Genomic DNA, 14530 nt, shown 5'->3' on the forward strand with positions numbered 1-14530 from the left:
GAACGGAATGCGGAAGTTGATGGTGGGCTGTGTTCTCGCGGCCATGGCATGCGGCAGCTGGGCCGGCGGCCTGGACAGCCTGGGCGCGTTCCTGAAAAGCGCGCGTTCGGGCAAGGCCGACTTCACCCAGACGGTCACCGCGCCACCCAAGGATGGGCAGCCCATGCGGGCCAAGACCTCCACCGGCACCTTCGAATTCCAGCGTCCCGGCCAGTTCCGCTTCGAATACCGCAAGCCCTTCGCGCAGACCATCGTCGCCGACGGCAAGACGCTGTGGCTCTACGACGCGGACCTCAACCAGGTGACGCAGCGCCCGCAGGCGCAGGCACTGGGTTCCACGCCGGCGGCGTTGATCGCCTCGGCCGCCGACCTGCGTGCGCTGGAGTCGGACTTCACCCTGGCCGATGCCCCGGCCCGCGATGGCCTGCAGTGGGTCAAGGCCACGCCGAAGTCGCGCGATGCGCAGTTGCAGAGCGTGGAGATCGGCTTCCAGGGCGACGCGCTCGCAGCGCTCGACATCCTCGATGCCTTCGGCCAGCGCTCGGTGCTGCGTTTCGCCAACGTGCAGGTCAATCCTTCGCTGCCCGCCGGCAGCTTCCAGTTCAAGCCGCCCGCGGGTGCGGACGTCGTCCGGCAGTGACGCCGCGGTGACGGCGGGACAATCGGCGCATGGCCGATCTCGATCTGTTTGATTCCCCTTCGCCCGCCGCGCCACTCGCCGAGGCCCTGCGCCCCGCCAGCCTCGACGAGGTCATCGGGCAGAGCCACCTGATCGGACCGGGGCGGCCGCTGCGGCTGGCCTTCGAATCGGGCAAGCCGCATTCGATGATCCTCTGGGGGCCGCCCGGCGTGGGCAAGACCACGCTGGCGCGGCTCACGGCCAAGGCCTTCGGCTACGAATTCATCGCGCTGTCGGCGGTGTTCTCGGGCGTCAAGGACATCCGCGCGGCCATGGAGCGCGCCGAGCAGCACCTGGCGCTGGGCCGCAAGACCATCCTCTTCGTCGACGAGATCCACCGCTTCAACAAGAGCCAGCAGGACGGCCTGCTGCCCTTTGTCGAATCGGGCCTGGTCACCTTCGTGGGTGCCACCACCGAAAACCCGTCCTTCGAAGTCAACTCGGCGCTGCTGTCCCGGGCCCAGGTCTACACCCTGCAATCACTGAGCGAGGACGAACTTCGCCAGCTGGTGCGCCGCGCGCAGGAGAAGGTTCTGACGCACCTCACGCTCAGCGACGCGGCGGTCGACACGCTGGTCGGCTATGCCGACGGTGATGCCCGCCGCATGCTCAACCTGCTGGAGCAGACCGACACCGCGGCCCGTGCCGCCGGCGTGGAGGAGGTCACGCCCGAGTTCCTGCAGAACGCGCTCACCCTCAACGCGCGGCGCTTCGACAAGGGCGGCGACAACTTCTACGACCAGATCTCGGCGCTGCACAAGTCGGTGCGCGGCTCGCATCCCGATGCCGCCCTGTACTGGCTCACGCGCATGCTCGACGGCGGCGCGGACGCCCGCTACCTGTCGCGCCGCATCGTGCGCATGGCCTGGGAGGACATCGGCCTGGCCGATCCGCGCGCCATGCAGGTGGCCAACGACGCCGCCACCACCTTCGAGCGGCTCGGCTCGCCGGAAGGCGACCTGGCCCTGGCGCAGGCCGTCATCTACCTGGCCATCGCACCCAAGAGCAATGCGGGCTACAACGCCTACAACCAGGCGCGGGCCTTCGTGCGGCAGGACAAGTCGCGCGAGGTGCCCATCCATCTGCGCAACGCACCGACCAAGCTGATGAAGTCGCTGGGCCACGGCAAGGCCTACCGCTATGCGCACGACGAGCCCGAGGCCTATGCGGCCGGTGAGACCTACCTGCCCGAAGGCATGGCCGAGCCCCGCTGGTACCAGCCCGTGCCGCGCGGGCTCGAATCCAGGATCGCCGACAAGCTGGCCCACCTGCGGCAACTGGACGAGCAGGCCCGCGAGGACTGACACCGCCCTGACCGCGCGGCCCGTTCAGCCGCTCCAGGCTTGCGGAAAACCCCCAGGGCGCACGCACCAGACTGGCGCGCAGCCGTGTCTACAATCCCGCCCACTTCGACCCGCCGACCACCCATGCTGGCGGGTTTTTTGCTACTTGAACCACGGCGCCAAACCGGTGCTCCGGCTTGGCAGAAGCATCCTGACCGGGATGTACAACAAAGGGACCGCTCTTTATGGAAATATTGCTGCAGCAGATCATCAACGGTCTGGTTCTCGGCAGCATGTACGCCCTGATAGCCCTTGGCTACACCATGGTGTACGGCATCATCAACCTCATCAATTTCGCCCACGGCGAGGTCCTCATGGTCGGCGCGCTGACCAGCTGGACCATCATCGGCTGGATGCAGTCGGCCATGCCGGGCACGCCGGGCTGGATCATCCTGATCCTGGCCACGATCATCGCCTGCGTGGTGGCCGCGACGCTGAACTTCACCATCGAGAAGGTGGCCTACCGGCCGCTGCGCAACAGTCCCAAGCTGGCGCCGCTGATCACGGCCATCGGCATGTCGATCCTGCTGCAGACGCTGGCCATGATCATCTGGCGGCCGACCAACAAGGCCTATCCGACGCTGCTGCCGAGCGATTCGATCCACATCGCCGGTGCCGCCATTTCGCCCACGCAGATCATGATCCTCGTGGTCACGGCCTTCTCGCTGGCCGTGCTGATGTGGCTGGTCAACTACACGCGCCTGGGCCGCGCCATGCGCGCCACGGCCGAGAACCCGCGCGTGGCCGCGCTCATGGGCATCCGGCCCGACACCGTCATCTCCGCCACCTTCATCATCGGTGCGGTGCTGGCCGCCATCGCCGGCGTGATGTACGCCTCCAACTACGGCATCGCGCAGCATGCGATGGGCTTCATCCCCGGCCTCAAGGCCTTCACCGCGGCCGTGTTCGGCGGCATCGGCAATCTGGCCGGCGCGGTGGTCGGCGGGCTGCTGCTGGGCGTGATCGAAGCCGTGGGCGCGGGCTACCTGTCCGACGTCACCGGCGGCGTGCTGGGCAGCCAGCACAGCGACATCTTCGCCTTCATCATCCTCATCATCACCCTCACCCTGCGTCCCTCGGGCCTGCTCGGCGAGCGCGTGGCGGACCGGGCCTGACGGCCAAGGAGGCTTTATGAAGAATTCCAAGAACCTCGCCGTCTTCCTGATCGCGGCGGTCGCGCTGCTGGCCTTTCCGCTGCTGCTGCAGACCCAGGGCAATGCCTGGGTGCGCATCGTCGACATCGCGCTGCTGTACGTGATGCTGGCCCTGGGCCTGAACATCGTGGTCGGCTACGCCGGCCTGCTGGACCTGGGTTACGTCGCCTTCTTCGCCATCGGCGCGTACCTGTACGCGCTGCTCGGGTCGACGCAGCTGACGGATTCCTTCCCGGCGCTGCAGGCCATGTTCCCGAACGGCTTCCACACCTCGCTGATCCTGGTGATCCCGGCGGCGCTGGTGCTGGCGGGCATCTTCGGTGCGCTGCTCGGTGCGCCCACGCTCAAGCTGCGCGGCGACTACCTGGCCATCGTGACGCTGGGCTTCGGCGAGATCATCCGCGTGTTCCTCAACACGCTGGACCAGCCCTACAACATCACCAACGGCCCCAAGGGCATCAGCAGCATCGATCCGATCCGGATCTTCGGCCTCAACCTGGGCCGGCCATTGAAGATCGGCGACTACACCATCTCGTCGGTGACGCTGTACTACTACCTGTTCCTGGTGCTGGTGATCTTCACCGTGATCCTGTCGCACCGGCTGCAGAACTCGCGCGTCGGCCGCGGCTGGATGGCGATCCGCGAGGACGAGATCGCTGCCAAGGCCATGGGCATCAACACCCGCAACATGAAGCTGCTGGCCTTCGGCATGGGCGCGAGCTTCGGCGGCGTGTCCGGCGCCATGTTCGCGGCCTTCCAGGGCTTCGTCTCGCCCGAGTCCTTCAGCCTGATGGAGTCGGTCATGATCGTCTCGATGGTGGTGCTCGGTGGCATCGGCCACCTGCCCGGCGTGATCCTGGGTGCGGTGCTGCTGGCGGCGTTGCCCGAGGTGCTGCGCTACGTGGCCGGCCCGCTGCAGGAGCTGACCGACGGCCGCCTCGACGCCTCCATCCTGCGCCAGCTATTCATCGCGCTGGCCATGATCCTGATCATGCTGATCCGCCCGCGCGGCCTGTGGCCGTCGCCGGAGCATGGCAAGACGCTGAAGTCGGCGCCCCGGGCGCCCGATCCGATCGCCGGATCGGCCCAGGCGGTGACGCCCGGCATCGACACGCCGGCCGAAGAAGTGCCCGGCGGTGCCAACCGTCCGATGTCCATCAACCCCTGAGCCGACGGAAAGGACTCCTCTCATGGCAGACACCATCCTTCACGTGAAGGGCATCTCCAAGCGCTTCGGCGGGCTGCAGGCCCTGTCGGACGTGGGCATCCGCATCGAGCGCGGCCAGGTCTACGGCCTGATCGGCCCCAACGGCGCCGGCAAGACCACCTTCTTCAACGTCATCACCGGGCTGTACACGCCCGACAGCGGCAGCTTCGAGCTGGCCGGCAAGCCGTACCAGCCCACGGCGGTGCACGAGGTGGCCAAGGCCGGCATCGCGCGCACCTTCCAGAACATCCGCCTCTTTGCCGAGATGACGGCGCTGGAGAACGTGATGGTCGGCCGCCACGTGCGCACCCATTCGGGCGTGTTCGGCGCCATCTTCCGCACGCCCGGCTTCAAGGCCGAGGAGCGGGCCATCGCCGACCGGGCGCGCGAGCTGCTCGACTACGTGGGCGTGGGCAAGTACGCCGACTTCAAGGCGCGCACGCTGAGCTACGGCGACCAGCGCCGGCTGGAGATCGCCCGCGCGCTCGCCACCGACCCGCAGCTGATCGCGCTGGACGAGCCCGCCGCCGGCATGAACGCGACCGAGAAGGTGCAACTGCGCGAGCTGATCGACCGCATCCGCAAGGACAACCGCACCGTGCTCATCATCGAGCACGACGTGAAGCTGATCATGGGCCTGTGCGACCGCGTCACGGTGCTCGACTATGGCAAGCAGATCGCCGAAGGCACGCCGGCCGAGGTGCAGAAGAACGAGAAGGTGATCGAGGCCTACCTCGGCACCGGTGGACACTGAAAGGCCGCGCATGGCACAGACTCTGTTGAAAGTGAGCGGCCTGAAGGTCGCGTACGGCGGCATCCAGGCCGTCAAGGGCGTGGACTTCGAGGTGCGCGAGGGCGAGCTGGTGTCGCTGATCGGCTCCAACGGCGCCGGCAAGACCACCACCATGAAGGCCATCACCGGCACGCTGCCCGCGCTGGGCGGCGACATCGAGTTCATGGGCAAGTCCATCAAGGGCCGCGGCGCCTGGGACCTGGTCAAGGAAGGCCTGGTGATGGTGCCGGAAGGCCGCGGCGTGTTCACGCGCATGACCATCACCGAGAACCTGCAGATCGGCGCCTACACGCGCAGCGACAAGGCCGGCATCGCGCAGGACATCGACCGGGTGTTCACGACCTTCCCGCGTTTGAAGGAACGCGCCACGCAGCTGGCCGGCACCATGTCCGGCGGCGAGCAGCAGATGCTGGCCATGGGCCGCGCGCTGATGGCCCGGCCCAACGTGCTGCTGCTGGACGAGCCCACCATGGGCCTGTCGCCCATCATGTGCGACAAGATCTTCGAGGTGGTCAAGCAGGTCTACGACCAGGGCGTGACGGTGTTGCTGGTGGAGCAGAACGCCAGCCGCGCGCTGCAGATCGCCGACCGCGGCTACGTCATGGAGTCGGGCCTGATCACCATGAGCGGCGACGCCAAGGTGATGTTGAACGACCCGAAGGTGCGCGCGGCCTATCTGGGCGAGTGAGCCTGGAGCGGCGGCCCGAAGGCCGCCGCGGCTGCAACAAGAAAACGGGCCGCGCTTTCGCCGGCCCGTTTTCTTTGTGCGTTGCCGATGCCGCCACGCCGCGATACGGCGCCCGGCAGGCCCGTGGCGCTGGCGAACTCAGTCCACCTTCGCGCCGGTGGCCTTCACCACCTGCTCGTACTTCGCCAGTTCGCTCTTCATGAAGGCCCCGAACTGCTCGGGTGTGGTCGGCACCGGCTCGGCGAAAAGGGCGGCGAAGCGGGTCTTCGTTTCCGGGGCGTTGAGTGCATCGACGAAGACACGGTTCAGCCGCTCCAGCACGTCGCGCGGCGTGCCGGCCGGCGCCACCAGGCCCCACCAGGTGTCGATGGCGAAGCCCTTGAGCGTGTCCGCCACCGGCGGCACCTCCGGCAGGAAGGGGCTGCGCTGCAGCGTGGTCACGGCCAGGGCCTTGAGCTTGCCGCCCCGGATGTTGGGCGCCGCGGTAGCCAGGTTGTCGAAGTTGAAGTCCACCTGGCCGCTCAGCAGGGCCAATTGCGCCGGGTTGCCGCCGTTGTAGGGAATGTGCACGGCGAAGATGCCGGCCGCCTTCTTGAACATCTCGCCCGCCAGGTGGCCGGCGCTGCCGTTGCCGCCGCTGCCGTAGTTCAGCTTGGCCGGGTTGGCCTTGGCATAGGCGATCAGGTCTTTCAGGTTGTTGATCTTCAGCCGCTGCGCCGTCTCGGCATTCATCACCAGCACGTTGGGCACCCGCACCATCTGCGTGATGGGCGCGAAGTCGGTGGCCGCGTTGTATGGCATGCGGCTGTACAGCCAGGGGTTGACCGCGTTGGTCGCCGTGGCGGCGATGCCGATGGTCAGCCCGTCCGGCGCGGCCTTGGCCACCATGTCGGCGCCGATGTTGCCGCCGGCGCCCGGCTTGTTGTCGATGATGATCGGGCCGCCCAGGGCATCCTTGGCCCGCTCGGCCAGCGCACGGGCCGTGACGTCGATGGGGCCGCCGGCGGCATAGGGCACCACCAGGCGGATGGGGCGGTTGTCGGCGCGTGCCAGGAAGGGCAGGGCGGCGCTGGCGGCCAGCAGGGACAGCACGGGGCGGCGGGTGATGGGATGGCTCATGGTCTTGTCTCTTGGCTCGTTGTGGATGTTCGAAGCGGGCGCGCGGTGCGATGTGCCTCGTGCGCGGACGCCGGGTTCAGGGCGGGGCGTCGTGGCGCGAGGCACCGCGCCCTGCCCAGGGGCCGCTCAGGGCGCCGCCTTGTCGGCCTCGGAGGTGAAGGCGTCGGCGAAGAATTCCTCTTCGGGCAGCCCGCCCTGGGCCACGTAGTCGCGCTGCGCCGACTGCACCACCACCGGCGCGCCGCAGGCATAGACCTGGTGGCCCGACAGGTCGGGCGTGTCTTCCAGCACGGCCTGGTGGACGAAGCCGGTGCGGCCGGTCCAGTTGTCTTCGGGCACGGCGTTGCTCACCACCGGCACGTAGCGCAGCTGCGGCATCTCGGCCAGCTGCTCGCGGATCCAGCCGTCCATGTACAGGTCCTGCGGCCGGCGGCCGCCCCAGTACAGCGTCGCGGGCCGCTCGATGCGCTTGAACTTCATGTGCTCGATCAGCGCCTTGATCGGCGCGAAGCCGGTGCCCGAGGCCAGCAGCACGATGGGCTTGGCGCTGTCCTCGCGCAGGAAGAAGCTGCCGTAGGGGCCTTCGACGCGCAGGATCTCTTTTTCCTTCATCGCGCCGAACACGTGGTCGGTGAACTTGCCGCCGGGCATGTGGCGGATGTGCAGCTCGATGCCGGTGCCGGGCTCGGCCAGCGTGTGCGGCGCATTGGCCATCGAGTAGCTGCGCCGGGCGCCGTCGCGCAGCAGGAACTCGACGTACTGGCCGGCGTGGAACTTCATCGGCTCGCCGGCCGGCAGCTGCAGGCGCAGCTGCATCACGTCGTGCGACAGGCGCACCAGCGTCTGCACGCGCACCGGCATCTTGCGGATGGGGAAGGCGTCGGCATTGACCACCTGGCGCGATTCGAGCACCACGTCGCTGGTGGCGTGGGCGCGGCAGGTCAGGATGTAGCCGGCCGCGGCTTCCTCGGCGCTGAGGGCCTTGGACTGGTAGGCCTCCATCGTCACCTCGCCCGAAAGCTTCTTGCATTTGCACGAGCCGCAGGCGCCGTCCTTGCAGCCGTAGGGCAGGCCGATGCCCTGGCGGATGCCGGCGGAGAGGATGGATTCGCCGGCCTCGGCGTCGAAGCGGCGCCCGCTGGGCTCCACGCTCACGGAGAACACGGTGTCGGACATGGGTGGGTATTCTTCGGGGGTTGTGCCGGCGCTGGCGCCGCGTGGGGCGGGCGCGGCCGGTCAAGACTGCGGAAAGCCCTCGATTTTGCCTTCAAACCGTCTTCCCCTCGGTGCGCTGCCGGCGCGCTTTCGCCGTGCGCGGCTGCTCGTCGTCGGCTGCGGCGACGTGGGCCAGCGCGTGCTGCGCCAGCTGGGCGGGCGGCTGCGCGTGCTGGCGCTGACCTCGTCGCCCGAGCGGGTGCCGGCCCTGCGCGCGGCGGGTGCCGTGCCGCTGGTGGGCGATCTGGACCGACCCGCCACGCTCCGCCGGCTGGCCGGCCTGGCGACACGCGTGCTGCACCTGGCCCCGCCGCCGCGCGAGTCGGCCGGCGGTGCCGACCGCGACACGCGCACCCGGGCGCTGCTGCAGGCGCTGGCCGCACGCGGCGCGGTGGCCGCGCCGGACGTGCTGGTATACGGCTCCACCACCGGCGTCTACGGCGACTGCGGCGGCGCCTGGATCGACGAGACGCGCGCCGTCGTGCCTGCCACCGCCCGCGGCCGCCGCCGCGTCGACGCGGAACGCGCGGTGCGCGGCTTCGGGGCGCGCGGCACGCGGGTGAGCATCCTGCGCATCCCGGGCATCTACGCGCCCGACCGGCCCGCCGGAACGCCGCGCGAACGACTGCTGCGCGCCACGCCGGCCTTGCGGGTGGAAGACGACGTCTACACCAACCACATTCACGCGGAGGACCTGGCCCGCGCCTGCATCGCGGCGCTGTTCCGGGGCCGGCCGCAGCGCGTGTATCACGCGAGCGACGACACGCAGCTGCGCATGGGCGAGTACTTCGACCTGGCGGCCGACCTGTACGGCCTGCCGCGTCCGCCACGCCTGTCGCGCGCCGAAGCGGCCGCGCAGCTGTCGCCCATGCAGATGAGCTTCATGGCCGAATCGCGCCGGCTGCGCAACCGGCGGCTGAAGGACGAGTTGCGGGTGCGGCTGGCGTGGCACGACGTGGCACAGGGCCTGGAGGCTGGCCGCTAGCCGCAGCCACGCGTCGCGACGGGCTCAGCCGCTGCCGCACCCGTTGCGCGCCACCGCCGTGCTCCGTCACGACGCCTTGGCCACGTGGCCGTAGCAGGCCTTGAGCTTCTCCCAGTCGTAGAAGTGCTGCGTGCCCGATACGCGGGCGCCGTCGCAGCCGGCCTTGAAGTCGGTCTCGCGCTCGTTGTAGAGCATCTTGACCAGCAGCGTGCCGGCGCCGTTGCGGTACACGTCCCACTGCATGTTGGCCGCCATGGGCGAGACGTACTCGCCGCGCCAGGGGTTGTTCGCCCAGGCGTAGGTCTGCGCCACCGGCACCTGCTGCAGCACGTTCTTCAGGCCCATGCGCGAGGCGAAGGGAATCATGATCTCGGCATGGGCGAAGCGCAGCTTGGCCGCGTGCGACAGGTCGCCGCGGGCGATGGCGTCGACCTCGTTGAACAGGTCGTCCACCAGGATCTGCGCCATCTTGTAGGTGGCCTCGCCCTTCTCGGTGATGCCGGGGCCCTTGTCGTAGAAGTCGGAGGTGTCGTTGGCCTCGGCGAAGAACTTCGCCTGTTCGACGGGCATGTAGGGCGTGAAGTCGACGCCGGCCTCGGCCTTCATGGCGGGCGCGATCACGTACAGCTCGTACAGCAGCGCACCGGCATCGCCCAGGCCCTTGATGGTGGTCTTGCCGTCGCCCGGGAGCGTGCTGCTGAACTTGCCGTCGCTGCTGGTGTAGGTGTAGCTGCCGGTGTTGGCGAAGGCGTAGCTGCCGTTGTCGATCCTGTCGACGAAGGACTGCGTGAACAGGCGCCGCAGCAGGGCGCGGCCGGCGGCGCGGGCAGCGTCGCTGGTGAACAGGCCGGCCTGCTTGGCCAGCAAGTCGGCATCGGCGGCCTTGTACTTCTGGTAGGCTTGGCTGTCCTGGTAGGTGGTGTAGCGCGCGTCGGCCGTGCTGGTGACCAGGTCGGTGGCCTTCACCAGCTTGTGGAAGTACAGCAGGAAGCGGTCGGTGCCGGCCGGCTGGGCGACGGCGCTGCCCGTGTCGGGGTAGGGCGCCGGTGCCGGCGGATAGCTGACCAGGCCGGCCAGCGCGGGCTTGAGCGACTGCACGAAGAAGTTGCCGCTGTCCACCGCCCGGTCCACGCCGGAGGTGACGGTGACGATCTGCCGAGGGGCGCTGCCGGCGGCGTCGCCCACCTGCTTCCAGAAGGCGCTCTGGCGCTGCAGCATGCGGCGCGCGAGCTGGGTGTGTTCCTGGATGCCCAGCTGCGTCTCGTTGCCGTAGCCGGGCGTGGAGATGCCGGCCACGCCGTAGCCGAGCAGGAAGTTGGCTTTCATGATCGCCAGCACGTCCGCGCCCAGCTGCTGGCCCAGCGGCGTGAGCGCGCCGTCGGCCTGGGCCTTGGCCCACATGTTGTAGACCGCCAGGTCGTACTTCAGGCTGGAGAGGCCGCGCGAGCCATGGCGCGCCACCAGCTGCACGGCCACGGGGCTGAAGCCGGCGGGCGCGGCCTCGTAGCTGCTGACGTCCTGCTGCGGCCGGTAGGGCGCCTTGGTCTGGTAGTAGCGGTCGGTCAGCGCCGCGGCGGCCAGCGTGGCGCGCAGGTCGGCGCCGCTGCCGGCGTCGGCCAGGGCGCGGCGGATGCGGCCGAGGGTTTCGTCGGAGCCGGCCTTCAGCGCTGCCTGGTCGGTGGCGTCGGCCTCGCGGTTGAAGTCGCCCAGCAGCTTGGCGGCCGGCACGCCGGTGGCGAGCGCGACCTTGGCGACCGCGGCGGAGAAGGCCAGCCCGCCTTCCATCTCGGCCACGACGGCGGTGGAGAAGGCGGAGAGGACGCCCGGCGCCTCTTTGGGCGCGCGCAGCACGAGTCGCTGGGCGACGGGCCGTGCGGTGCCGGTGGCGGGCTCGAATTCGACGGCATCGGTGCCGATTTCGGCCAGCAGCGCGCCGGGTGCCGCGGCCAGCGTGAAGCGGCCGTCGTCGCCGGTGCGGGCGGTGGGCTCGCCGTCGTCGCAGCGCAGGTTGGCGTTGGTGTCGAGGCAGACCTTCGCGTTGCGGAAGTAGCTGCCGACGACCACGCCGCTGGTGGTGGGGGCCGCGGTGCTGGCGGCCGGTGCGGTGCCGGTGGCGGCGCCGGCGGGGGAGGTGGCGGTTCCGGCGCTGCTGCTGCTGCTGCCGGTGCCGGTGAAAGTCACGTTGCCGTGGCTGCCGCCACCGCAGGCGGCCAGCAACAGGGCGAGGGTCGAGGCCGCGCCGGCGGCCAGGGGATGGAGACGCATGTTGTCGTGCCGTATGGCGTCCGGGGGGAGGGACGCCGACGGTAGCGACGGGGCGTGACACACGGGTGACGCGGGCGCCGCCCCGGCCCGCGCGCCGCGCTAGTGGATGTCCGCCGTCCCGGCCTGCGCCAGTGCGGCGAGCGCCTCGCCGTCCGTGCGGTACTGCATGAACAGCGGCCCCGGCGCCAGCAGCCCGGCGCGCTCCAGCACCTGCTGCGCCGGCAGCTTGAGGCCCGACAGGTGCAGCTGCATGCCGCGACCTTCCAGCAGGCGGCGGATGTTGGCAAACACCTCCGCGCCGGTCAGGTCCACGCGGTTGATCGGCTGGGCGAACAGGCACACGCGGCGCAGGCCGGGCTGGCGCGCCAGCGCCTCGGTGATGTGGCGCTCCAGTGTGCTGGCGGAGGCGAAGTCCAGTTCCGCATCCATGCGCAGCGCGTACAGGTCGGGCGCCAGCGGCGGCAGGTGCCACAGGTGGCGGTCGCGCAGGCTGCCGTCCGGATGCAGCCCCACCTCGATGATGCGCGGATGCAGGTGGCGGTACATGTAGTGCGACAGCGCCGCCAGCAGCCCGCCCAGCACGCCCCAGTAGATGGCCGGCGCCGTGGCGATGGTCAGCAGGAAGGTGCCGAACGCGATGCCCGCCTCGATGCGCGAGATGCGCCACAGCTGCACGAAAGCGGTCGGCTTGAGCAGCCCGATGGTGGCCGTCGCCACGATGGCCGCCAGCACCGCCTGCGGCACGTGGTAGAGCAGCGGCATGGCCCACAGCAGCGCCACCGCCACCACCGCCACGTTGAACAGCGTGGCCCACTGCGTCTGCGCGCCGGCATAGAGCGTGATGGCCGAACGCGAGAAGGACGAGCTGGTCGGGAAGCTGCCTGTCAGGCCCGAGGCGATCTTGGCCAGGCCCTGGCCGATCAGGTCCTGGTTCTCGTTCCAGAGCTTGCCGGCGCGGGCGTTGTCGACCTTGGCGCTGGAGGCGGTCTCCAGGAAGCTCACGAGCGTGATCAGGAAGGCCGGCAGCAGCAGCGTGCCCAGCTCCTGCCAGCCGAGCAGGCGCGGCAGGTAGAAGTGCGGCAGCCCGCCCGGCAGCCGGCCCACCACGGCGCCGCCCCCCAGCGCATAGCCCAGCAGCCAGCTGACCAGCGCCGTGCCCGCCACCAGCAGCATGGTGGTCGGCAGCCGGGGCGACAGCCGCTTGCCGAAGAACAGCATCGCCATGCTGCCCAGCCCGAAGCCGATGGCGACGAAGTCCGGCAGCGGCCCTTCCAGCACCTGCAGCGGCGTGCGGCCGGTGTAGCCCAGCAGCGCGGGCAGTTGCGACAGGGTGATCAACACGGCCGCGCCCTGGGTGAAGCCCATCAGTACCGGCGAGTTGACCAGCCGCAGCAGCCAGCCGAAGCGCGCGGCGCCCAGCAGCATCTGCATGACGCCCGACAGCAGCGTCAGCCACACCGCCAGCGACACCCATTCGGCGCTGCCCGGCACTGCCATGGGCGCCAGCGTGGCGCCCACCAGCAGGCTGGTGAGTGCCGTCGGCCCCACCGACAGCCGGGCCGACGAACTGAACAGCACCGCGATCAGCGCCGGCAGCAGCGCGGCATAGATGCCGGTGACCAGCGGCATGCCCGCCAGCGCGGCGTAGGCCACGCCCTGCGGGATCACCATCAGCGCGACCGTCAGGCCCGCCAGGGCTTCGTTGGCGAGCAGGCCGCGCGTGGGGCGTGGCCAGTTCAGGAAGGGCAGCCAGTGCCTCAGGTGACGGCTGCGGCCCGTGGGCGCGGAGGGGGGAGGGGAGTCGGGCTCGGGGATTGCGGTCATGAGGCAGGCACCGCCATCCAGCGACGGTGTCGGGCGATTGTCGGCCCAGCGGTAGCTGCTCCGGCGTCATGCCGGTGTCGGCCGGACTCGCGCGCATCTCCGCCAAGGCGCAAAGCCGACGCAGCAGGAAGTATCCGAGGGCCGCGGAGCAGGCCATGACCAATGCAGGCTGACGCCATCCATCGCCGGAGGCCATTGATCACCCCGACAACACAAGGCCGCCGAGCAGGCCACGCCAGTGCACCCGCGGAACCGGCTTTGCCGGGCCGCCGGGTGCGCCCCTCGAGGGGGATTGGACTTCCACACGCAGTGAGGAAGTCCAAACGGGGTGGGCCCTTTATTCCCTTGCGCAGCTGTCATCCAGCCCCGCCGCGCCGGCCAGCTTGCGCCAGCTGGAGCGCTGCGCCAGGCAGGCCTGCTGGCGCGCCTGCGCCGCTTCGGCCTGGGCCTGGCGGGCGGCCTGCGCACGCTGCGCCTGCAACTGGGCCACGCGCTCCTTGATGCGCGGCATGACGGCCAGTGCCGCCTTCTCGCCCTCAAGGATGGCGCTCGCGCGCTGGCTGAAATCGGCGGCGCCGATGTCCAGCACGGCGGGCCGCACCACCACGTCGGCGCGCGCCAGCTCGGCCTGGCCCAGCTTCTGGCCCATGATGGCGATGGACTGGCCCACAGTGCCCAGCAGGTCGCCCGGCGCGCGGCCGCGCGCCTTGCTGGAGATGTCCACCGCCACCACGATGTCCGCGCCCAATTGCCGCGCCGCGTCCACCGGCACCGGGCTGACCACACCGCCATCCACGTAGTGGTACTTGCCGATCGCCACCGGCTGGAACACGCCCGGCACGCTGCTCGACGCGCGCACCGCCTGGCCGGTGTTGCCGCGGGCGAACACCGTGCGCTCGCCGTCCTCCAGCCGCGTCGCCACGGCCACGAAAGGCTTGGCGAGTTGCTCCAGCGGCTTGTGGTGCACCTGCGCGTTCACGTAGTCCTCCAGCTTCTGGCCCAGCACCAGGCCGCCGGTGGACAGCTGCAGGTCGCGGATGCCGGCCTCGTCCAGCGCCACGGCCTTCTGCTGCAGCTCGAAGGCGTCCATGCCGCTGGCGTAGAGGGCGCCGACCACGCTGCCGGCGCTGGTGCCGGCCACCACGGCGGGCGCGAGGCCGTTGGCCTCCAGCATCTTGATGACGCCGATGTGGGCGAAGCCCTTGGCCGCGCCGCCGCCCAGGGCGATGCCGATGCGGATGGGGGCCGGCGCGCCGGC

The 14530-nt window shown here is 70.1% G+C and carries 12 protein-coding genes; 7 read left to right on the top strand and 5 right to left on the bottom strand.

Annotation, left to right across the window (positions count from 1 at the left end; all coding sequences use genetic code 11):
- Positions 1-7 precede the first annotated feature (7 nt).
- From lolA to NS331_RS11855, 6 genes are all read left to right on the top strand, one after another.
- Positions 8-640, top strand: coding sequence for an outer membrane lipoprotein periplasmic chaperone LolA (gene lolA, locus NS331_RS11830; protein WP_058642192.1), 633 nt, complete (start codon positions 8-10; stop codon positions 638-640).
- Between the two features lie 29 nt (positions 641-669).
- Complete coding sequence (locus tag NS331_RS11835; RefSeq protein ID WP_058642193.1) at positions 670-1983, top strand: replication-associated recombination protein A; 1314 nt, start codon at positions 670-672, stop codon at positions 1981-1983.
- A gap of 224 nt (positions 1984-2207) precedes the next feature.
- On the top strand, positions 2208-3137 hold the full coding sequence (locus tag NS331_RS11840; protein WP_058642194.1) for a branched-chain amino acid ABC transporter permease: 930 nt from the start codon (positions 2208-2210) through the stop codon (positions 3135-3137).
- A gap of 16 nt (positions 3138-3153) precedes the next feature.
- A complete protein-coding gene (locus NS331_RS11845; RefSeq protein WP_058642195.1) occupies positions 3154-4344 on the top strand; it encodes a branched-chain amino acid ABC transporter permease in 1191 nt (396 codons plus the stop codon).
- A 22-nt stretch (positions 4345-4366) separates the two neighbouring features.
- Entirely contained in the window at positions 4367-5137 is a 771-nt protein-coding gene (locus tag NS331_RS11850; protein WP_058642196.1) for an ABC transporter ATP-binding protein, read from the top strand.
- 10 nt (positions 5138-5147) lie between these two features.
- The gene (locus NS331_RS11855; protein WP_058642197.1) at positions 5148-5864 is read left to right on the top strand and encodes an ABC transporter ATP-binding protein; all 717 of its coding nucleotides are present in this window, start codon (positions 5148-5150) and stop codon (positions 5862-5864) included.
- A 138-nt stretch (positions 5865-6002) separates the two neighbouring features.
- On the opposite strand, the gene NS331_RS11860 is transcribed toward NS331_RS11855, so the two are convergent.
- A complete protein-coding gene (locus NS331_RS11860; RefSeq protein WP_058642198.1) occupies positions 6003-6983 on the bottom strand; it encodes a Bug family tripartite tricarboxylate transporter substrate binding protein in 981 nt (326 codons plus the stop codon).
- Positions 6984-7109: 126 nt separating this feature from the next.
- Complete coding sequence (locus tag NS331_RS11865) at positions 7110-8159, bottom strand: CDP-6-deoxy-delta-3,4-glucoseen reductase (protein WP_058642199.1); 1050 nt, start codon at positions 8157-8159, stop codon at positions 7110-7112.
- Between the two features lie 85 nt (positions 8160-8244).
- Between NS331_RS11865 and NS331_RS11870 the strand changes: the two genes are divergently transcribed.
- Complete coding sequence (locus NS331_RS11870; RefSeq protein ID WP_058642200.1) at positions 8245-9183, top strand: SDR family oxidoreductase; 939 nt, start codon at positions 8245-8247, stop codon at positions 9181-9183.
- A 66-nt stretch (positions 9184-9249) separates the two neighbouring features.
- On the opposite strand, the gene NS331_RS11875 is transcribed toward NS331_RS11870, so the two are convergent.
- The 3 genes from NS331_RS11875 to NS331_RS11885 form a co-directional block, all read right to left on the bottom strand.
- Entirely contained in the window at positions 9250-10896 is a 1647-nt protein-coding gene (locus NS331_RS11875) for a histidine-type phosphatase (protein WP_502263809.1), read from the bottom strand.
- Between the two features lie 651 nt (positions 10897-11547).
- Positions 11548-13272 (bottom strand): SulP family inorganic anion transporter, encoded by a 1725-nt coding sequence (locus NS331_RS11880; protein ID WP_082702420.1) that lies wholly within the window; start codon positions 13270-13272, stop codon positions 11548-11550.
- A 337-nt stretch (positions 13273-13609) separates the two neighbouring features.
- The coding region (locus tag NS331_RS11885; protein ID WP_058642202.1) for a patatin-like phospholipase family protein at positions 13610-14530 on the bottom strand (921 nt) is incomplete at its 5' end.

The sequence above is a fragment of the Pseudacidovorax intermedius genome, from assembly GCF_001476815.1.
In the GTDB taxonomy this organism is placed as follows: Bacteria; Pseudomonadota; Gammaproteobacteria; order Burkholderiales; family Burkholderiaceae_C; genus Xenophilus; species Xenophilus intermedius_A.

What these genes read in the sequence shown, in the direction of transcription:
- lolA (WP_058642192.1), top strand. Translation starts at nt 8, where the DNA reads ATGCGGAAGTTGATGGTGGGCTGTGTTCTCGCGGCCATGGCATGCGGC.
- NS331_RS11835 (WP_058642193.1), top strand. Translation starts at nt 670, where the DNA reads ATGGCCGATCTCGATCTGTTTGATTCCCCTTCGCCCGCCGCGCCACTC.
- NS331_RS11840 (WP_058642194.1), top strand. Translation starts at nt 2,208, where the DNA reads ATGGAAATATTGCTGCAGCAGATCATCAACGGTCTGGTTCTCGGCAGC.
- NS331_RS11845 (WP_058642195.1), top strand. Translation starts at nt 3,154, where the DNA reads ATGAAGAATTCCAAGAACCTCGCCGTCTTCCTGATCGCGGCGGTCGCG.
- NS331_RS11850 (WP_058642196.1), top strand. Translation starts at nt 4,367, where the DNA reads ATGGCAGACACCATCCTTCACGTGAAGGGCATCTCCAAGCGCTTCGGC.
- NS331_RS11855 (WP_058642197.1), top strand. Translation starts at nt 5,148, where the DNA reads ATGGCACAGACTCTGTTGAAAGTGAGCGGCCTGAAGGTCGCGTACGGC.
- NS331_RS11860 (WP_058642198.1), bottom strand. Translation starts at nt 6,983, where the DNA reads ATGAGCCATCCCATCACCCGCCGCCCCGTGCTGTCCCTGCTGGCCGCC.
- NS331_RS11865 (WP_058642199.1), bottom strand. Translation starts at nt 8,159, where the DNA reads ATGTCCGACACCGTGTTCTCCGTGAGCGTGGAGCCCAGCGGGCGCCGC.
- NS331_RS11880 (WP_082702420.1), bottom strand. Translation starts at nt 13,272, where the DNA reads ATGACCGCAATCCCCGAGCCCGACTCCCCTCCCCCCTCCGCGCCCACG.